The sequence below is a fragment of the Sinomonas notoginsengisoli genome, assembly GCF_021554725.1.
Lineage (GTDB): Bacteria > Actinomycetota > Actinomycetes > Actinomycetales > Micrococcaceae > Sinomonas > Sinomonas notoginsengisoli.
In genome coordinates this window covers 25,530-44,663 of sequence record NZ_JAIZDP010000003.1, presented here as the reverse complement: position 1 = coordinate 44,663, position 19,134 = coordinate 25,530, and the positions used below count along the sequence as shown (strand labels likewise).

General features: G+C 69.5%; 19 protein-coding genes. 10 read left to right on the top strand and 9 right to left on the bottom strand.

All coding sequences use genetic code 11. The features are described 5' to 3' along the window. Positions 1 to 65: 65 nt before the first annotated feature. Together LF262_RS07725 and LF262_RS07720 are read left to right on the top strand one after the other, a co-directional pair. Positions 66 to 1,193, top strand: a complete 1,128-nt coding sequence (locus LF262_RS07725; protein ID WP_235779721.1) for a type III polyketide synthase — start codon at positions 66 to 68, stop codon at positions 1,191 to 1,193. A 14-nt stretch (positions 1,194 to 1,207) separates the two neighbouring features. Then, complete coding sequence (locus LF262_RS07720) at positions 1,208 to 2,353, top strand: FAD-dependent oxidoreductase (protein ID WP_235779720.1); 1,146 nt, start codon at positions 1,208 to 1,210, stop codon at positions 2,351 to 2,353. A 9-nt stretch (positions 2,354 to 2,362) separates the two neighbouring features. Here the strand turns inward: LF262_RS07720 and gluQRS are convergent, their stop codons facing one another. From gluQRS to LF262_RS07705, 3 genes are all read right to left on the bottom strand, one after another. Next, on the bottom strand, positions 2,363 to 3,262 hold the full coding sequence (gluQRS, locus tag LF262_RS07715; RefSeq protein WP_235779719.1) for a tRNA glutamyl-Q(34) synthetase GluQRS: 900 nt from the start codon (positions 3,260 to 3,262) through the stop codon (positions 2,363 to 2,365). Between the two features lie 19 nt (positions 3,263 to 3,281). Continuing rightward, positions 3,282 to 4,340: an LLM class flavin-dependent oxidoreductase gene (locus tag LF262_RS07710; protein WP_235779927.1), complete on the bottom strand. Its 1,059-nt coding sequence runs from the start codon at positions 4,338 to 4,340 to the stop codon at positions 3,282 to 3,284. A gap of 219 nt (positions 4,341 to 4,559) precedes the next feature. Further along, positions 4,560 to 5,891: an alkaline phosphatase family protein gene (locus LF262_RS07705; RefSeq protein WP_235779718.1), complete on the bottom strand. Its 1,332-nt coding sequence runs from the start codon at positions 5,889 to 5,891 to the stop codon at positions 4,560 to 4,562. 194 nt (positions 5,892 to 6,085) lie between these two features. On the opposite strand from LF262_RS07705, the gene LF262_RS07700 reads away from it, so the two are divergent. From LF262_RS07700 to LF262_RS07690, 3 genes are all read left to right on the top strand, one after another. Then, positions 6,086 to 6,616, top strand: coding sequence for a MarR family winged helix-turn-helix transcriptional regulator (locus LF262_RS07700; protein ID WP_235779717.1), 531 nt, complete (start codon positions 6,086 to 6,088; stop codon positions 6,614 to 6,616). Beyond that, positions 6,613 to 7,380, top strand: a complete 768-nt coding sequence (locus LF262_RS07695) for an SGNH/GDSL hydrolase family protein (RefSeq protein WP_235779716.1) — start codon at positions 6,613 to 6,615, stop codon at positions 7,378 to 7,380. Before LF262_RS07700 ends, LF262_RS07695 begins: the two co-directional genes overlap by 4 nt. 121 nt (positions 7,381 to 7,501) lie before the next feature. Continuing rightward, positions 7,502 to 8,341: an IclR family transcriptional regulator gene (locus LF262_RS07690; RefSeq protein WP_235779715.1), complete on the top strand. Its 840-nt coding sequence runs from the start codon at positions 7,502 to 7,504 to the stop codon at positions 8,339 to 8,341. A gap of 66 nt (positions 8,342 to 8,407) precedes the next feature. Here LF262_RS07690 and LF262_RS07685 read toward each other — a convergent pair whose 3' ends face one another. From LF262_RS07685 to argE, 6 genes are all read right to left on the bottom strand, one after another. After that, a complete protein-coding gene (locus LF262_RS07685; RefSeq protein ID WP_235779714.1) occupies positions 8,408 to 9,238 on the bottom strand; it encodes an FAD:protein FMN transferase in 831 nt (276 codons plus the stop codon). Between the two features lie 40 nt (positions 9,239 to 9,278). Further along, the gene (locus tag LF262_RS07680) at positions 9,279 to 9,794 is read right to left on the bottom strand and encodes an FMN-binding protein (RefSeq protein ID WP_235779713.1); all 516 of its coding nucleotides are present in this window, start codon (positions 9,792 to 9,794) and stop codon (positions 9,279 to 9,281) included. Further along, a complete protein-coding gene (locus LF262_RS07675) occupies positions 9,791 to 11,245 on the bottom strand; it encodes a ferredoxin reductase family protein (protein WP_235779712.1) in 1,455 nt (484 codons plus the stop codon). Before LF262_RS07675 ends, LF262_RS07680 begins: the two co-directional genes overlap by 4 nt. An 87-nt stretch (positions 11,246 to 11,332) precedes the next feature. Beyond that, the gene (locus LF262_RS07670; RefSeq protein WP_235779711.1) at positions 11,333 to 12,223 is read right to left on the bottom strand and encodes an enoyl-CoA hydratase/isomerase family protein; all 891 of its coding nucleotides are present in this window, start codon (positions 12,221 to 12,223) and stop codon (positions 11,333 to 11,335) included. 90 nt (positions 12,224 to 12,313) lie between these two features. Further along, complete coding sequence (locus tag LF262_RS07665) at positions 12,314 to 12,787, bottom strand: DUF998 domain-containing protein (RefSeq protein WP_235779710.1); 474 nt, start codon at positions 12,785 to 12,787, stop codon at positions 12,314 to 12,316. Positions 12,788 to 13,279: 492 nt separating this feature from the next. Then, positions 13,280 to 14,461 (bottom strand): acetylornithine deacetylase, encoded by a 1,182-nt coding sequence (gene argE / locus LF262_RS07660; RefSeq protein ID WP_235779709.1) that lies wholly within the window; start codon positions 14,459 to 14,461, stop codon positions 13,280 to 13,282. A 231-nt stretch (positions 14,462 to 14,692) separates the two neighbouring features. Here argE and LF262_RS07655 point away from each other — a divergent pair, with 231 nt between their 5' ends. Genes LF262_RS07655 through LF262_RS07635 form a run of 5 tightly spaced genes read left to right on the top strand, consistent with a single transcriptional unit; the run spans position 14,693 to position 19,126 of the window. Then, positions 14,693 to 15,679, top strand: coding sequence for a glutamate ABC transporter substrate-binding protein (locus tag LF262_RS07655; RefSeq protein ID WP_235779708.1), 987 nt, complete (start codon positions 14,693 to 14,695; stop codon positions 15,677 to 15,679). 8 nt (positions 15,680 to 15,687) lie between these two features. Then, positions 15,688 to 16,335, top strand: coding sequence for an amino acid ABC transporter permease (locus LF262_RS07650; protein ID WP_235779707.1), 648 nt, complete (start codon positions 15,688 to 15,690; stop codon positions 16,333 to 16,335). Beyond that, on the top strand, positions 16,332 to 17,189 hold the full coding sequence (locus tag LF262_RS07645; protein WP_235779706.1) for an amino acid ABC transporter permease: 858 nt from the start codon (positions 16,332 to 16,334) through the stop codon (positions 17,187 to 17,189). The genes LF262_RS07650 and LF262_RS07645 overlap by 4 nt, the downstream gene beginning before the upstream one ends. 60 nt (positions 17,190 to 17,249) lie before the next feature. Then, the gene (locus LF262_RS07640; protein WP_235779705.1) at positions 17,250 to 18,341 is read left to right on the top strand and encodes a glutathione S-transferase family protein; all 1,092 of its coding nucleotides are present in this window, start codon (positions 17,250 to 17,252) and stop codon (positions 18,339 to 18,341) included. Beyond that, on the top strand, positions 18,338 to 19,126 hold the full coding sequence (locus tag LF262_RS07635) for a gamma-glutamyl-gamma-aminobutyrate hydrolase family protein (protein WP_235779704.1): 789 nt from the start codon (positions 18,338 to 18,340) through the stop codon (positions 19,124 to 19,126). Before LF262_RS07640 ends, LF262_RS07635 begins: the two co-directional genes overlap by 4 nt. Positions 19,127 to 19,134 lie beyond the last annotated feature (8 nt).

Genomic DNA, 19,134 nt, shown 5'->3' with positions numbered 1-19,134 from the left:
CTGCGCTCTGAAGGCTTCTGCGTAACCCCTTGTTTCCCCACCCCAATCTGGGGGAAGAATGGCCCATGCCTGTCCTGGTGAGGTCCCTCGAAACCGCAGTGCCGTCCACCGTGCTCAAACAGCCCGAAGCGCGTGAGGTGTTCGCCGCGCAGGAGGGCCTGACACGCCTCGGGCAGCGTCTGGTCAAGACGTGCTTCGACGCCGCCGCGATCGACACGCGCTACTCCGCCGTCGCCGAGTTCTCGTGGGACCGTCCCGACCACGACCCGGACTTCTTCGACTCGTCCACAGGCACGATCCTGACCCCCAGCACCAAGACCCGCAACGACCTCTTTGTCCGCGAGGCCACGCCCCTGTTCACGGACACCGCGCGGCGCGCCCTTGAGAACGCCAGCGGAATCGCGCCTGAGGACGTCACCCACGTCGTCACCGTCTCCTGCACGGGCTTCTTCAACCCCGGCCCGGACTACCGCATTGTCCGCGACCTTGGCCTGAGCCCCTCCGTCCAGCGGTTCCACTTGGGGTTCATGGGCTGCTACGCAGCGTTCCCGGCCCTGCGCATGGCCAAGGCGTTCTGCGACGCGGACCCGAACGCCGTGGTGCTCGTGTCCATCGTCGAGCTGTGCTCGCTCCACGTCCGCAGTTCCAACGATCCTGACACGATCCTCGGTGCGTCCCTCTTCGCCGATGGCGCCGCGGCGGCGGTCATCACAGCCCGTGACCTCCCGCTCGCCCGGCCCGCGCTGAGCCTCGACGCGTTCGAGACCACGCTGACGCCGGTCGGCGAGGACACCATGGCCTGGAACGTGGGCGACCAGGGGTTCGAGATGGTCCTCGGCACCTACGTCCCGCACATCATCGACGACCACATCACCGGCGCCCTCGAGCCGCTGCTCGCGCGGGACGCGGCCCTTGGGGGGCGCCCGCACGCGGAGATCGAACACTGGGCCATCCACCCCGGGGGCCGCAGCATCGTCGACAAGGTCGCTGCGCGCCTGGCACTCTCCGACTCCCAGACCGCGCCCGCCTATGACACGCTGCGTGAGTTCGGCAATATGTCCAGCGCTACTGTCATGTTCGTGCTCGAAAGGATCCTCGCGCTCCCGCCGAACGGCGACGAACGCGTGTGTGCGATGGCGTTCGGCCCGGGCCTGACCGTGGAGACGGCACTCATGACGCGGGTCCTGTCCTAGCCGGGGCAGGAGTCGTGGAGCATGACGCCGTCGTGGTGGGCGGCGGCCCCGCGGGCCTGTGTTTCGCCGTGCTGCTCGCCCAGGCCGGCCTCGACGTCCGCGTGCTCGAGGCCCGCACCGAACGGACGAGGCACTCACGGGCTATCGGCATCCACCCGCCGGGGCTGCGTGTGCTTGACCGTGCCGGTGTCGCGGGGGCCCTCTTCGAGCAGGGCGTACGGATCCGTGAGGGGGTTGCGCGGTCTCGCGCTTCAGGCCGGACCCGTGAAGTAGCACGCCTGTGCTTTGATCCGCCCGTGCTCGCTGTGCCCCAGTGGGCCGTTGAGGACGCGCTCGAGGCCCGCCTCGCCGAGCTCGCTCCTGGGGCCCTGCGGCAGGGCGTGCGCGCGGTGCGGGCAGAGCGGAAGGAGGACGGCGCCGTCGTGCGCTGCGAGGGTGGGGCGCGGATCGGCGGGCGTTGGCTCGTCGCGGCGGACGGCGCGCGCTCGGCGCTCCGCGCGAGTCTGGGAGTCCCCGTCTACGGCACCTCCCTGAAGGACGCTTACCTCATGGGCGACTTCACCGATGCGACAGAGGACGGGCCGCGAGCGGTGCTGCACCTTGAGCCGGGCGGCATCGTGGAGTCGTTCCCCCTTCCAGCGGGGGTGCGAAGATGGGTCCTGCACCTCGACGCGCCGGCCGTCGACCCCTCCGCTCGGGACCTTGCCCGGATCGTCGAGGAGCGCACAGGCTCGCGGCTCGACCCCGCTACGTGCACGATGCTCAGCGCCTTCACCGTCACGGAGCGGCTCGCCGCGCGGATGCGCCTCGGCCGCGTTCTTCTCGCGGGGGACGCCGCGCACGAGGTCAGCCCGATTGGCGGCCAGGGCATGACGCTCGGCTGGCTCGACGCGGAAGCCTTCGCGCCGCTCGTTGCCGCGGAGGTGAGGGTTGGATCTGGGGGCCGCCCGGGCTCCACCTGGCCCGAGCTGTGGGGGGCTGCCGAGCGCGAGCGGCTGGGCGCCGCCCGGCTCGCCGCGCGCCAGGCCAGGCTCAACATGGCCCTCGGACGGGGGCTTCCGGCGGGGCTCATGGCCGCCCGCAACGCCGCGTTCAGCGCGCTGTACCGTGTCCCGTGGCTCGGCGAGCGCACGGCAGCGCGGTTCACGATGCAGAGCTGAGCTCAGAGGTCACGTCCTGGGAGTCAGCTCCTGCGGGTCCAGGATCCACGGCTCGCGGGGGAGCGCTCCGGGCTGGAATGCCCGGAGCGCTCCCTGCGGCGTGGGTGGCAGCCCGAGGGACTCGAGCAGCAACGCCGTCACCCGCTCGGCACCTACCCCTGCGCTGGTCAGGGCGGCCAGGGTCACGGCGCCGTCGCGCTTGGCCAGCCGTTTGCCCGCGGGGTTGAGCACTAGGGGAACATGCGCGTACTCGGGCACCGAGCCGCCGAGAAGGCTGGCGAGGTAGGCCTGGCGCGGAGCAGAGGAGAGGAGGTCGTCGCCGCGGACTACCTGGTCGACGCCCTGGGCGGCATCGTCCACGACCACCGCGAGGTTGTACGCCACCACACCGTCGTTGCGGCGCAGCACGAAGTCGTCCACCACGCCCGAGTACTGCCCGTGCAGTACATCCGTCACAGTCCACTCGGTGACCGAGGCGCGTAGGCGCAGGGCCGCCGGCCGTTCCGCGCGGCGTCGTGCGCGCTCCGCCTCGGTGAGGTCGCGGCATCTCCCGGGGTACGCGCCCTGCGGCGCGTGCGGGGCGCTCGGGGCCTCTTGGATCTCGCGTCGGGTGCAGTAGCACTCGTAGGTGAGGCCTGCGGCGGAGAGCCGGGCGATTGCGTCCTCATACAACGCGCCCCGCTCGGTCTGCCGGACCACCTCGCCGTCCCAGTCGAGGCCGACGGCGGCGAGGTCGCGCAGTTGGACTTCCTCGGCCCCCGCGCGGGCGCGGTCCAGATCCTCGATCCGCAGGATGAACCGGCGGCCCGTGGAGCGGGCGAAGAGCCAGGCGAGCAGCGCCGTGCGGAGATTGCCCACGTGCAGCTCCCCGGACGGGCTGGGGGCGAAGCGTCCGGCGCCTGAAGTCATGCCGTCTACGCTAGCCGCCTCAGTTCTCGCCGAGGGCCTTCTTTACCGCGGGCACAATCTCGGTGGCCAACAACTCCACGGAAGCCGCGGTCTCGGCGAACGGCAGTGTGCCGAGGCCCACCTGGGCCATGAACCGGCTCGTGCCGAGCGCCTCGTGCGTCGCGAGGATCCGTTCGGTGATCTGGGCGGGGCTGCCTACGAGCAGGCCGCCGCCCGGCCCGGCCCACGCCTCGAAGTGCTCGCGTGGGAACCTGCCTGCGGGTCGCGGCATGTTCTGTTCAATGTACGCGGCGTAGTGCGGGTAGAACGTGTCATGCGCTTCCTGGGACGTGGGCGCCGCGAAGAAGTGGCTCCCGGTTCCGACCTTGAGGGTCGACGCCGCGTGGCCGGCCTGCGCTCCGGCCGTGCGGTAGAGGTCCACGAGGCGGGCGAAGTGCTGGTGGCCCGAGAGGAGCGCGAGGAAGAGCGGGAGGCCAGCCTGGCCGGCGCGGACAAAGCTCGAGGGCGTGCCGCCCACGCCGCGCCAGATCGGCAGGCGCTCCTGGACAGGGCGCGGCGCGATGGCGGCATCGCGTAGCGCGTGGTGGGCGCGCTTGGCGGCGGGGGAACCGTCCGCACCATTGGCCGGCCAGGTGACGTTCGGCTGCTCGCGCATCTGCAGCAGCAGCTCGAGCTTGTCCTCGAAGAGCGCGTCGTAGTTCGCGGGGTCGTAGCCGAAGAGCGGGAACGACTCGGGGAACACGCCGCGCCCGGCGATGATCTCGGCGCGGCCGCTCGAGACGATGTCCAGCGTCGCGAACTGCTCGAAGACCCGGGCGGGGTCCTGGGTCGAGAGGACGGTGACAGCTGTGGTGAGCCTGATGCGCTTGGTCTCCCGGGCGATCGCCGCGAGGACGATCTCGGGCGCAGAGAACGCGAAGTCGTGCCGATGATGCTCGCCGAGTCCCACGATGTCGAGGCCGGCCTCGTCCGCGAGCTTGGCCAGTCGGATCGTCTCATCGATGCGTTCTGCCGCCGGGCGCGTGTTGCCGGAGGGATCGCGGGTGAGCTCGCCGAAGGTGAAGATACCGAAGTCCATACTCACTTGAACATTCAAGCATCGCTTCTGCATTCCCGCGCGTTCCATCCCGTGCGTGCCTTCCTGCTCGGACGGGCGTGGGGGATGGGCGTGCCGTCGGCGAGTCGAGCGATGACACGCCGAGGCCGCGCCCCCATCCGAGCAGGAAGGCACAGGGCCGGGTGCTGCGGAGCCAGAACGTCGGACGCACGACGGCGAGCGGGCGCCGTCGTGCGCCCCTCACCCTTCTGACGCGGATGGCGCGAACCGTGCCGCAAGCTCATCCCGCACCTCTGCCAGATGCGACGGCGTGGCCACGAGCGCGGCGGGGATGGGCGGCGCCGGGGGCGCCGACACCCCGGCGAGCGGGTCGTCCGTGCGGGGAGCCGAGAGCGTGAGGGCGGCGCCGATGTCGGGTGCCGCGGCATCGCGACGGGTCAGGGGCGGGATCCCGAACCGGCGTTCGACGGTTGCGAGGATACTCGTGTGGTCAAGCGGCATCGAGCCCGTGGGCACGCGGAACACGGTCCCGGCCGGGATGAGCGGGCTCACGAGGACGGCGGGGACCCGCGGGCCAAAGCGGGTGAAGTCGAAGCCGAACTCGCCCGGGGAGGGGTCTGGCGGGGTTGCGCCGGAGGGCGGGGGGACGTGGTCGTAGCAGCCGCCGTGCTCGTCGTAGGTCACGATCAGCAGGGTCTTGCCCCACGCTGGCCCAGAGCGCAGCGCGCGGTACGTGTCGAGGATGAGCTGTTCTCCGGCGGCCATGCTGTAGTTGGGGTGCTGGCTGTTGCCGGCGGAACTCCAGCTCGGCTCGACGAAGGCGAACGCGGGGAGCGTGCCAGCAGCCGCGTCCGCCTGGAAGTCCTTGAACAGGCCGATGTTGGGGGCGACCGCCTTCTGTGTGTCCGGGAAGTTGAGTCGCGTGAGGGGAGGCTTGCTGTAACCGTAGATCTTCCATGCGAGCCCGTGCTGGGCGAGGGCCCCGAAGATGCTCGGCACAGTGTAGGACTTCGTCACGTCGTCCATGTGGCCTTGGCTCGTCGCCGCGCAGGTGAAGGCCCGGTTTGGCATGGTTTCCGTGGGCACGGAGCTGAACCAATGGTCGCAGACCGCGAAACCGCGAGCGAGGCCGCTGAGCACCGGCAGCGTCTCAGGGGCGAAGCACCCCATGATCCAGCCGGGCGCCGTGCCTGGGACCACGTACCACTTCTTGGCCTGGTTGTCCTTGATGGCCTGGGCGTAGTCGGTCACGAATCCGGTCATTGAGGGAACCGCACCGGGGCTGGGGTTCGTGGTCCCGAAGAGCTGGTTGTTGGCCTTGGCGAAGCCCTCGCCCGGATCCGCGCCGGGCATGAAATTGGCGTTCGGCGTTGTCGGGGTGATGGGGTAGACGGACACGGGTTTGCCGTCTGGGCCGGGGCAGTTCTCCGAGCCCGTGAGGCCTTCGAACGGTGATCCGCTCGGCGAGATGTTCCCGGCGGAGTGGTAGAGGTACCCGAGCATGTGGTCGAACGAGCGGTTCTCGAGCATGAGGACCACGATGTGGTCGACGCCCGCGAGTCCTGGGGCCATGGCCTGTCCTAACCTGGTGGGAATGCGTGGAGACCGTCGGGGACAGGCTAGGACGATCCGGGCTGCTAGGCGAGGAGCGACTCGACGCCGGGGTGCCGCCGGGTGGTGCCCCTTGCGGTTGGCGTCGACTGCATCCATGGGCACCGTGCAGGTCGGCGAACCGATGGCATCCGGACAGCCTATGCTTGGTATCCGTGACTGAACCCCGCTGGCTCAGTGCCCAGGAACGCCGCGCCTGGCTTGCCCTGCTGAGCGTGAACACCCTGCTGCCTGCCGCGCTGGACGCGCACCTGACGCAGCTGAACAAGCTGTCCCTGTTCGACTACAACGTGCTTGCGATGCTCTCGGAGGCCGAGGGCCGCATGCTGCCGATGAAGGAGCTCGCGTCCCGGACGTCGGCGTCGCTCTCGCGGCTCTCGCACGTGGTGACGAAGCTCCAGGCGCGCGGCTGGATTGACCGCCAGCCCTCGCCCGACGACGCCCGCGTCACCACCGCGCATCTCACCGACGCCGGCTGGGAGACGATCGTGGACCTCGCCCCGGAGCACGTGGAGCGAGTGCGGCAGCTCGTCTTCGATGCCCTCGGTCCGGAGGATGTGGCGCGGCTCTCCGCCATCGGGGAGAAGATCGTGGGGCGCCTGCAGGACGAGAGCTGGATCTTCCGCGACCCCTCTCGCCAGCGCCTTCTGGGTACGGCAGCGCACGACGGCGGGGAGGCACCGTGAGCGAGTCCTTCACCTCCCGCTTCGTGGCCCTCGGCGATTCCTTCACCGAGGGCGTGGGCGACGCCGACCCGTCGCGCCCCAACGGCGTGCGCGGCTGGGCGGACCGGGTGGCCGAGCAGCTCCAGCGGGCCGATCCGGATCTCGGGTACGCGAACCTCGCGATCCGAGGGCGCAAGATCCGCCAGATCCTCGCCGAGCAGATCGAGCCCGCTCTCGCGCTGCGTCCCACCCTCGTGACGATGTACGCGGGGGCGAATGACATTCTCCGGCCGAAGGTGGACATCGACGCCCTCATGGAGGAATACGACGTCGCGGTGGGACGGCTCGCTGACTCGGGAGCCCGGGTGCTGCTCTTCACCGGCTTCGACGCGGGCTCGTCCAAGGTCTTCGGCGCGATGCGGGGCCGCACGGCCATCTACAACGAACAGGTCCGCTGGATCGCCGACCGCCGCGGGACACCAATCGTGGACTACTGGCGGTTCCACGAGTTCCAGGACTGGCGCATGTGGGACGTGGACCGTATGCACATGTCCGCGTTGGGCCATGCGACGATGGCCAACCGCGTGCTCGAGCTGCTCGAGCACGAGGGCCTCGCCGAGGTCCCCGAGGCTGTACCGCTGCCGAAGCTGAGCCGCATCGAGCGGTTCCGGGCCAATGCAGCCTGGACGCGGGAATACGCGTGGCCGTGGATGGTGCGGCGCGTCACGGGCCGCTCCTCGGGCGACGGGCTGAGCCCCAAGTATCCGCAGCCCACCCGCCTCTGATCCGCGCCTCGCCCTGTCTCAAGGCCTCTGTGGCATGGGACGCGAGGCGCCGCCTGAGGCCTTCTCGCCCTCGACGATAGACTCGCCACATCCGCCGTCACGCTTTGCACGAAGGGCTTCCATGAGCGCATCAGACCAGGACTGGGAGGACAGCGAGGTCCAGGCTCCGCCAGGGCGCCGTGAGGGAGGGCGTGACCTGTCTCCTGGAGTGAAGCCCCTGCTCGTGCTTGGGAAGATCCGGGGAATTCTCGACGCCTTCTCGCTGTCCCGCCCGGCGCTAACGCTCTCGGAAATCCATGCCGTGACGGGCTACCCCACCTCGACCGTGCAGCGGCTCGTTGCCAATCTCGTGGCCGAGGAGTTCCTGGACCGGGAGGGGGACAGGGTCCGTGTCGGTGTGAAGCTCGCCTACTGGGCCGCCCCTGCCACCCGGGGCCTCGACGAGCTCGAGATCATCAAGCCCGTGCTCGAGGACCTCCGCGACGAGACCGGCGAGACCGCGGCGCTGTTCCGCCTCGAGGGAGAGGTGCGGGTGTGCGTCGCGATGGCGGAGACCCGCCATGCGCTCCGCCGCGAGATGCACGTCGGCAAGATCCTGCCCCTGCATGCCGGCTCGGCGGGCAGGGTCCTCATGGCCTGGGACCCGCGGGCGGAGCGGGCCGCCCTCTCGTCCCGGCTCGAGCGGCTCACGGAGCACACGATCACCGATCCGGCCCGGCTGCGCGGCGATGTCGAGCAGACGCGCCGCGAGGGCTACTCGGTCACCTCCGACGAGCGTGACGAGGGCGCCACTGGGCTCGCCGCCCCGGTCTTCGACTCGATGGGTGACCTCGTAGGCGCGCTGAGCGTGAGCGGGCCGTCGTTGCGCGTCACTCCGGAGAAGTGCCGCTTGTGGGTGGATCACCTCGTGGAGGCGGCGGAACAGGCCACGCGGCTGCTCGGAGGGCGCCTTCCCACGTAGCGCCCAGGAGCTCTCGCCCGAGGTGGAGGCGGACTCCTTCCTGGCCAGGGCCGAGGGCGTGTTGGCCTAGGGGCGCATCGCCGCGCAGGGAAGCTGCACCGCGCTCGGGGCGCGGAATCCCGGCGTGGCGAGCAGCGCGCCGTCGTGCGCCATGGCCAGCACCTCCACGTCCCAGCGCGAGGTGACGGCATCAAGAGTGGCGCGGCCGCCAGCCACGATTGCGGTGGCGAGCACGTCCGCGGTGACGATGTCCTCGGCCGCCACGCTCACTTGGACGAACTCGGGCCGGGCTGCACCGCCCGCACGGCCGGGACCACCGCGCATGCCGACGGTCCAGATGTGGTCGCCGCGCTCGGCCGAGCCGGACGTCGCGAGGGCCAGTCGATGGGCTGCTGCGCCTCCGAGGGGATACGCGCCCACCAGCGTCCTGCGGTCTGCGGGGTCCACAATGCCTGCGAGCCATGCGGGGGCCGAGGAGCCCGACGCCGCCGGCGAGCCGGAGACGAGAACGTCGCCACCGGCATTGAGGCACCAGTCGTGCAGCCCCGAGGCCGCGAGGGACCTCCCTGCCTCGGCGATCGCGTACCCCTTGACGAGCCCGCTGAGATCGAGCGCGCCGTCGGGCCGCTCGGGGGTGAATGCGCCGTCAGTGCGGTGCCGCCAGCCGACCGCATCGTTGTACATCTCCTGCATGAGGGGGCTCGCCTGCGTCAGGGAGAGCTCACCGCGCACGATCCGGCTCGCCTCCGAGGCAGGGACGAACAGGCTGAACTGCGCCTCGAGCGCCCCGAATTGATCCTCGACGACGGAGACTGCGGTGTCGAGCCGGTGACCAGCCGTTCCGGCCTCGTCGGAACCGTGCGGCACAGGCACCGTCAGGCTCACGACCGTGCCCATGCAGAGGAAGGTCCGGGCGCGCAGGGCGGGGGCGCGTGTTTCAGAGGTGGGCAGCATCGAGGGCCGCTTGAAGGGACGTGAGATAGGCATCGGAGGTAACGGTGGCGCCGCTGACCGTGTGGACGTTGGCCGACTGCGCTTGGAGCACTTCGGAGCGCAGGATCGGGGCCGCCTGGGCGCTGATCATCTGCGACCGCCGCTCGGCATCGGTCAGATGGAGTGCGGTCACCTCGGTGATCTTGCCGTTCTGGACCGTGATCTGGACTTGGACGGTGCCGAAGCGGGTCGAGACGGACTGACCGGCAAAGGTGCTCTGGGCCCTGGCCTGTGCGCCGGTGGCGGCCTGGCCCGAGGCGCCGGACGCACCCGAGGCGCCGCTCGGCGTCGTGCTTCCCGTGCCAGCGCCCGCGGTGCCGGTTCCCGCGGCTCCGGTTCCCGCGGTCCTCTCGGGTGCCCCGGTTGCCTGGGCCTGGAGGGCGTTGGCTCCCGCCTGCCAGCCGACGGCAAGGATGCCCAGCGAGGCGAGGGAGGCGGAGATGGCTGCTCGTGTTCTCACCAGTCGAACCTTTCGCGATGGAGCTGGGCGTCGCGGGCGCCGGCGGCCTTGGCGTCGGCAAGTACCGCATCGGACCAGTTGCGGGGGCCGCAGACGTAGAGGTCGGAGTCGGCGAGCGGGGGAGCCCCGGGCGGGAGGTAGTCGGTCAGGTGCAGGCCGGACTGATGGCTGGGGAGCCAGGCGGAGGCCCGCGCCCGGTGCCCCACAAGCTCGTACAGCACGGCTCCGCGGGCTCGGCACAGCCCGGCGATCTCTTCGCGCAGGTACAGCCTGTCCTGTGCCCCGGCCCTCAGGATCACGGTCGCGTCCCCGGGGGCGAATTCGGCCCGCTCGAGCAGTGCGCGGATCGGGGTGATGCCGATGCCCGAGCCGACGAGCACCAGACCCGGACGCGTGCGGGACGAGTGGGTGAAGTTGCCGTACGGGCCAGCGATGGCCACCTTCGTGTCCGGGCGCATCCTCCTGAGGGCGGCGCTGCCGCTGCCGAGGCCGCGGACGGTGATCCTGAGGCCGTGCTTTACGGCGTTGCCACCAGGATCCGCCGAGAGGCTGAAAGGATGGGCATGCCACCACAGGCCGGGGGCCAGGAACCGCCAGATGAAGAACCGGCCGCCCTCGCCCGTGAGCTCGGCCAGGCGCAGGCCGCTCATCTCGATGCTCGCGACGCCGGGGGCCTCCTCGACCACGCGGGTCACCGTGAGCTGGTGACGCCACGTCCGGACCAGCGGCGTGATGACGCGGAACCAGGCCAGAGTCACGACCACACCCCAGTAGGAGGCTTCCCAGTAGAGCCGCTGCCAATGGCCCTCGGCGAACAGCCCGCCGACGCTGAACTGATGGGGCAGGCCGGTGAGTACAGCGGCATAGGTGAGGAGGTGGATCACGTGCCAGAACTCGTATGGCATCCTGCGCCGCACGGCGACGAGCGAGGTCACCCCGACCGCAATGAACACTGCCATCGAGATGAACGCGAGCCACATGTCCGGCACGAGATTCCACAGGGCCACGCCCTCGGCGACCGGGTTGAGGCCCTCGGATGCGCCGTAGCCGAGGAGGAGGAAGGCCATGTGGGCCAGGAGCAGGTACAGCGCGGGCTTGCCGAGGGTGCCGTGGACGGCCATGGCGCGGTCGTGCCCTATCGCGCGGTCGACCCACGGCAGGCGCGCCGCTAGCAGCAGCATCACGAGCACAAGGTCGGTGCCGATAAGCCCGGCGACGATCCCGATCGCGGTGAGCGCCTGGGGCACGGTACCGAACTGCCCGGCCGCACCGTCCGCAAGGTAGAGCGCGGCGGCTGCGGCGGCCGAGCTCCACGCCGCGACCGTGAGCACGTCGGCTCCGCGCAGACGACGCCGCCCGCGCGCCTCGAGTTCCCGGGCGAGGGCTTCTCGCGGGGTCACCGCAGGGAGCGCCGGGGTGGGTGGCTGCGGAGAGGGGAGAGTGGCCGTCATGTGTTCCACTCTCCCGAGGGAGCCTGTCGATTTGCTGTGGTCGGGCTTGCCGTCAGCCTTGTGTCGCTTGAATCCTCAACGTTAGGCCTACTTCCCCGCGAACACTGCCTTTCGCTTCTCGAGGAACGCCGTGGTGCCCTCGCGCATGTCCTCGGTTGTGAAGGCCTCGCGGAAGGCCTCCGCCTCGACCTCGAGGCCTTTTGCGGTGCTGCGGCCAGTCGCCCCGGTGATCGACTGCTTCGCGAGTCCGACGGCGGCCGGGGCCTTCCCGGCGATCTCACCCAGGGTGGCGCGTGCCGCGTCGAAGAGCGCCTCCCGGGTTGGCAGGACCCGGTTCACGAGGCCGAGGCGCAGGGCCGCCGCCGCGTCGATCCGCCGGCCCGTGTAGATGAGCTCGCGTGCGGGACCGAGTCCTACGCGCTGCGGGAGGCGTACGGAGCCGCCGAACCCCGGCACGAGGCCCAGATTCACCTCCGGCTGCCCGAACTGGGCCGCCTCCGAGGCATAGATGAAGTCGCAGGCCAGGGCGAATTCGCAGCCGCCGCCGAGCGCGAAGCCGTCCACCGCGGCGATGACCGGCACGGGGAGCTTCTCGATGAGCAGGGTCACGGCGTGCATCGAGCGGCCGTACCCCGAGGCGGCCTCCGGGTCCATCGAGGACATCTCCCGGATGTCGGCGCCCGCCACGAAGGCCTTGCCCCCCGCCCCGGTGACGATGACCCCCCGAACCGGCCACCCGGCGTCGTGCGTGCACGAGTCCTGGATCGCTGTGAATGCCTTCCACAGGTCCGCGACCACCTGCTGTGAGAGCGCGTTGAGGGCCTCCGGCCGGTTCACGGTGAGCGTCAAAACGCCGTCCGCGAGGTCCAGTTCGAGGGTCTGGTAGCTGCCGAGATCGGGGATGGTGGAGTTCATGGTCACGTCCTCGCCGTTGATGGTGTGGTCCGGGTCCCACGCTAGCGGCCAGCGGGGCTCCATGAAACCGAGTATCACCCTGCGGTCTGACACCTCTGGTCGATCAGGCTCGATGCGGGCCGGTGCAGTCCTGTCCATGCGGCTCCTCGCGGGTCACTGCGGCGGCGCGGGCATGTGCTCGGCCGTCGCGGACAGGAAGGCGAAGAAGAGGATCTCGCCGTAGACCGTGACGCGTTCGCCCAGGCCGATCCCCAGAGGCCAGAGGGCGAACGAGCCGATCAAGGCGATGGTCAATACGATGCGTGCTCGCCGCGAAAGCCAGGTGGCTGTTGCCACGGCGATGGGGCCGGCCAGGAACGCGGTGAGCGCCGCGACGTTGTGGTTAACCGAGGTTGGCGTTGTCAGGCCCGCGACCGCGGTCGCAACCGCGTAGAGAAACAGCACCGACGACGTCGGCCGGCGTCCGAGGCGCCAGCAGGTCTGGCCCAGCAGTGCCACGCCGGCCGCCAGGATGAGGAAGGCAGCGATAGCGGCTTTGGACCAGTCGCCCACCAGCAGGTCACTGATTTGATTTCGCCGCAGGGACAGATCTGGGCGGACCACCGGGAGCGCCATCGTGGCGACCACGAAGGCGCTGAAGCAGGAGAGGCTGAAGACGCGCCGAGACCGCATGCGCCCTGCTTTCCGGATCGTCGTCGTGATGGGCTTCCGTACCAGCAGGGGTGTCGATTCCGGCATGCCTCTCGAGAAGCACAGGAGTCAGTGCTTGGCGACAGGAGGGTACTCGACGGCGACTAGCATTGGCAATCATCCCCGGAGCCGTCGAGACGCGAATTCGGTGGATCCGCCCTGCCGCACGCGCGGCCGGCGGTCGAGCGATAGGAGGAATCGGCGTCGAGCGTCGCGACGGCTGCCTCGGGACGTACGGTTCCACGCGGACGTTGCGGGGAAATGGGTCTGGCAGCCGCGACGACCGAGAGGGCCTCGATTGTGCTGCCGATGCGGTGGTCGTCAACGTTCGTCACCCTCCCTTGGGCCACGAGGGCCGCCGGGCGGTCGGATCAGGTAGGAAATGGCGAACGTGGCGAACGTCAGGATCAGACCGAGGGTGCTGTCCGTTCAGCCGCGGACGTGGGCGATGACGCTGTCGAGGAACTCCTCGCACTTGGCAATCTGCGCGAGCTCCACGAATTCGTCGGGGGAGTGAGCTTGGGCGATGTCCCCCGGGCCGCAGACCACGGTGGGGATCCCGCCCTGGTCGAAGAGGCCGGCCTCGGTACCGTAGGCCACCTTCTCAGGGCTCGGCTCACCGCCCCACTCGGCAGCGAGCCGCACCACGTCGGCGTCCTTCCCGGTGTCGAGGCCGGGCGCCGCTGCGACGACCGTGACATCGATGCCTGCAGCGGGGTTCTCCGCCTTCATCTGGGCCTCGATCCGGTCCAGCTCGGACTGGAAGCGGCCGAGCAGCGAACGGCTGTCAACGCCACCGATGGTGCGGAACTCGAACTGCAGGCTGCACTCGGCAGGGATGGTGTTGACGGCGATGCCCCCCTCGATGAGGTTCACCGTGCAGGTTGTGAACGGGACGTCGAAGGCGTCGTCGTGCGGGCCCTGCTCCCTGAATTCATCGGCGATGCCGCGCACGAACCGGGCGAACGCTGAGGCGTACTCGATCGCGTTGACGCCGTACGGTGTGCGGGAGGAATGCGCCGCGACGCCCCGGAAGTCCAGGCGCACGAGGTTGATCGACTTGTGCCCACGGATCACCCGCATGCTCGTGGGTTCCCCGACGATGCACGCACGCGGCCGCAGGCCCCGGCCCACCATGTCCTTGACGAGATCCTCCGCACCGAGGCAGCCGATCTCCTCGTCATACGAGAAGGCCAGATGGAGCGGTTCGCGCAGGGGCTGGGCGGCGATCTCGGGGATCCGGGCCACGACCGCTCCCACAAACGCCTTCATGTCGCAGGCCCCGCGTCCGTAGAGGCGGCCGTCGCGGACCTCGGGTGCGAACGGCTCGCTCGACCACTCCTGCCCGTCCACGGGGACCACGTCGGTGTGGCCCGACAGGATGATGCCACCGTGCACTGAGCCGTCCGAGGCGGGGAAGGTGGCAACGAGGTTGGCCTTGCTGCCGTCTGTGTTCGGCACGAGGACGGGTTCGACGCCGCTGCGGCGCACCTCGGCCGCGACGACGTCAATGAGCGGAAGGTTGCTGCCACGGCTTGTGGTGTCGATTTCGATCAGGCGGGTAATCCACCCCATGGTCTCATCCGAGACCGCCGGTTCAGTCGTTTCCACGTCCAGGTCCTCGCATTCACAGGGGTTTCAGGTTCTCGAACGTGCCCCGTCGTCGCGGGTCCAGACGTGTAGGCGCAGACGCGGCGGCGGATTCCATTTTCCGCGCCTTTCCGCGTCGTGCCTACACCATGGCGGAAAGCGTGCTTAGACTGGCGCCCCGGAGACCGACAGGGGTTTAGGCCCACCACTGGTGGCCCGCATTGACGGGCCAGACGTCATGGAGGTACTGCCATGGATCGGATCGAAACGGCTGGGCTCCAGCTCAGCAGGAGGAGGCTCCTCGGCCTAAGCCTTGGGACCCTCAGTGCTGGAGCGCTCGCCGCGTGCTCGAGCAGTCCTTCGCTCCCGGCATCCTCAGGCTCGGCGAGTTCCGGGGGGAGCCCCGGCTCGGGCTCAGGCTCGGCGATCGACCTCGCGGCGTTTGACGCCGTCCTGTCCAAGGGTGCTGTCGCGGATGCCTCGCTCGTGGACGGGAACGAGTGGGCCAAGGCCATCAAGGCCCGCGGGTCGATCAACCGCGGCGGCACGGACACGTCGTCGCTCTTCTCACTGCGGGACCCGGCCACCGGGAAGGTGGCGGGCTTCGACGCCGGCATCTCTCAGCTCCTCGCGAAGTACATCACGGGGCAGCCCAAGGAGAACCTCAGCCAGGTCACGGTGGACACCCGCGAGACGCTCCTGCAGAACCAGTCCGTGGACCTCATCATTGCGACCTACTCGATAACGCCCGCGCGCCAGCAGAAGGTCGATTTCGCCGGGCCGTACTACGAGTCGAAGTCCGCGATCCTGGTGAAGTCGACGAACTCGAACATCAACTCCGTCGATGACCTCGCTGGCAAGAACGTCGCCACACAGGGGGCCAGCACCGGCGTTGCCCTTCTGCAGAAGTACGCGCCGAAGGCGAATGTGCAGACCTTCGACGACAACCCGAAGTGCCTCGCAGCCGTCCAGCAGGGCCGCGTGGACGCCTACGTGATCGACCAGTCGATCCTGCTCTCGAATGTGGCCAAGAACAAGGACGTCAAGATCGTCGGCGACCCCTTCGGCAACGCGGACCCGTATGGGATCGGCCTGCACAAGGGCAGCGACGCGCTCGCGTTCGTCAACACGTGGCTCAAGTCCATCGAGGCGGACGGCTCGTGGGCGGCGCTCTGGAAGGCCACGGTGGGGCAGGTCGTCAAGACAGATCCGCCCAAGCCGCCGGCCATCGCCTCCTGACCCACGCCATGGAGGAGCTGTTCACCACCTACCTCCCCGAACTGCTCGACGGCCTGTGGATGACGGTCAGGCTCACGGCAGTCGGCTTCGTGGGCTCGCTCGTGCTGGGCACGCTCATGGCTGCGTTCCGCATCAGCCCGATCGTGCCGCTGAGGGCGGTCGGGCGGCTGTACGTCGAGCTGTTCGTCAACATCCCGTTGATCAGCCTCCTGGTCGTCATCACGTTCGGACTGCCGGACATCGGCCTGACCTTCGACCTCTTCACGTGCGCGGCGCTGTCCATGACCCTGCTCGGGGGAGCGTTCACGTGCGAGGCCATCCGCACCGGCATCAACGCGGTCGCCGTGGGGCAGATCGAGGCCGCGCGCTCCATCGGCCTTGACTTCTTCGGGGTGCTCCGGCACGTCCTGTTCCCACAGGCCTACCGAAGCGTCGTGCAGCCGCTCGTGAACGTGTTCATCGGCATCCTCCTGAGCTCCTCGCTCGCCGGGGTGATCGGCGTCAAGGACCTCACGCTGCAGGTCTCCGAGATCAACAACCAGGCCGCGCTCGGCCTCACGGCGTACATCATCGTCGCGTTCGCCTATGTCATCATCTCGCTCCTCGCCGGCGGCGTAGGGGCGCGGCTCGAGAAGCGGTGGAGGGTCCAGCGGTGAGCACCCAGGAACACATCTTCGACGCGGCTGGCCCCCGCGGGAGGCGCATCATCCGGATGGTGACTGCCCTGAGCATCCTCGCGATTGCCGCCGTCATCATCCTCGTTGTCCTGCGCTTTGGCCAGGCCGGGCAGCTGGCCGCGGAGCGTTGGGCGGAATTCACCCAGTGGCCCTACATCCAGTTCCTCCTCGCGGGCTTGGGCAACACGGCCCTCGCGGCGGCCATGTCTGCGCTCTTCGCGATCCCGACCGCACTCCTCATGGCCTTGGCGCGCACCTCGCGGCGAGCGTGGCTCCGCATTCCCGCCGTCGCCTACATCGAGTTCTTCCGTTCGGTGCCGCTCCTGCTCGTCGTCTACATCTTCGTGAGCGGGCTGCCCACCTACGGCATCAACCCCGATATCTTCTGGAAGCTCGTCATCCCCATCGTGCTGTGCAGCTCGGCGGTGATGGCGGAGATTTTCCGGGCCGGCATCGTGGCGCTTCCGGCGGGGCAGGTCGAGGCGGCTCTGAGCATCGGGCTCCAGCACTCGCAGGCCACCCGGTTCGTGGTGCTGCCGCAGGCCGTCCGAATCGTGGTCCCCTCCATGGTCGCCCAGCTCGTGGTGCTCCTGAAGGACACCACGCTCGGCTACGCCGTGAGCTATCCGGAGCTGATGAAGACGTCGAACAACCTCACCGCGTACACGGGCCACCTGATCCAGACCTTCCTCGTCATCGCCGTCGTGTACGTGGTCACCAACATCCTCATCTCGCACTTCGCCCGCTATCTCCAGGGCCGCGCTGCTCAACGGACCGCGCGGGCAGGCCGCCGGGTCGCGGAGCGGGAGGCGACGCCGGCCACGATCGGCTGATTGGGTCCACCGCCTGCCACCGCCTGCCGCGGTGTCGGAGCCCCGGGTTAGGCTGGCCGTATGGCTGACAGCAGCGGATTCAGCACCAAAGGCGCCTATGTCCACACGGGCGAGGAGTTCACTCGGGACACGAACTACATCGAGGACCGCATCACGCGGGACGGCACGTTCCCGCCCGGGACCCCCGAGCCCGAGGGGGCGAAGGCATGGCCAGCCGAGGCCGGCCGCTATCGGCTGGTCGCGGCGCGAGCCTGCCCGTGGGCCAACCGGACGGTCATCGTCCGGCGGCTGCTCGGGCTTGAGAATGCGATGTCGCTCGGGCTGCCAGGTCCCACGCACGACGTGCGGTCATGGACTTTCGACCTCGATCCGGACGGCCGCGACCCGGTCCTCGGCATCGAACGCCTCCAGGAGGCCTACTTCCAGCGTTTCCCCGACTACCCGCGCGGCATTACGGTGCCGGCCATCGTCGAGGTGGCCAGCGGCGCCGTTGTGACCAACAACTACCCCCAGATCACCATCGACTTCGAACTCGAGTGGATTGACTTCCACCGCGAGGGCGCCCCGGACCTCTACCCCGAGCCGCTCCGCGCGGAGATCGACGAGGTGAACGAGCGCGTCTTCAAGGACGTCAACAACGGCGTCTACCGCTGCGGCTTCGCGGGATCCCAGAATTCCTACGACCGCGCCTACGCCAGACTGTGGGAGGCCATGGACTGGCTCGAGGACCGCCTCAGCCGTCAGCGCTACCTCGTCGGGGACACCATCACCGAGGCGGACGTCCGCCTCTTCACCACGCTCGCGCGCTTCGACCCCGTCTACCACGGGCACTTCAAGTGCAACCGGAACAAGCTCACAGAGATGCCCGCGCTGTGGGGCTACGCGCGGGACCTGTTCCAGACGCCGGGATTCGGCGACACGATCGACTTCGTGCAGATCAAGCAGCATTACTACATCGTGCACGAGGACATCAATCCCACGGGGATCGTCCCGGACGGCCCGGACCTTTCGAACTGGCTCACGCCGCACGGCCGGGAGAGTCTCGGCGGGCGTCCCTTCGGCGACGGCACCCCGCCCGGTCCGCCGGTTGAGGGTGAGCGGGTTGCCGCGGGTCACAACCCGCTGTATCCACGGCACGCCACAGACGCATGAGCGGCGGGGCCCCGCGCATCGCCGTCACGTGGGCGATCACCGCGCCGTCGCACGAGCCCTGGTTCCACTCCGAGCTGGCCACGCTCACCGCCAATGCGGCGACCGGCCTGCGAGAGGCAGGCGCCGAGCCCATGGTCCTCGACGCAGCGGCGGGCGATCTCCCGGACGCCGTGTCATTGAATGCCCAGTTCGACGGCGTAGTGATCATGGGCGGCGGCGATGTAGACCCGGCGGTGTACGACGGCGATGCGGCACACCCCACCGTTTCGGGAGTGGACCGGGCTTCCGACGACGCCGAAGCTCGCCTCGTGCGGGACGCCCTCGCATCGGACATGCCAGTCCTCGGAATCTGCCGGGGCCTCCAGATCATCAACGTGGCCCTGGGCGGCACACTGCACGAGGACCTCCCGCGGACAGCGCCCAGCGGCGCAGCTGGTATCCACCTCAACCACGACGATCCGAAGGGGCCCATGGTCCTCCACGACGTCTCCATGGAGCCGGGCACGCGGCTGGCCGAGATTCTTGGGCCCACTGCCCGGGTCGTTTCCGGACACCACCAGGCCGTAGCGCGCGTCGGCGACGGGCTGCGCGTCGCCGCGACAGCGCCGGACGGGGTCGTCGAGGCAGTGGAGCTGGCGGATCCGAGTGATAGCACCGGCTCCGAAGGTGTGACGCCATGGCTCCTGGCGGTGCAGTGGCACCCCGAGGACGGCCAGACCCGGGCGGCCGCGCCCGGCCAGCTCGAGGCGATCCTGGCCGCGTTTGTGGCTGCCTGCCGCGAGTGAGCCGCGCA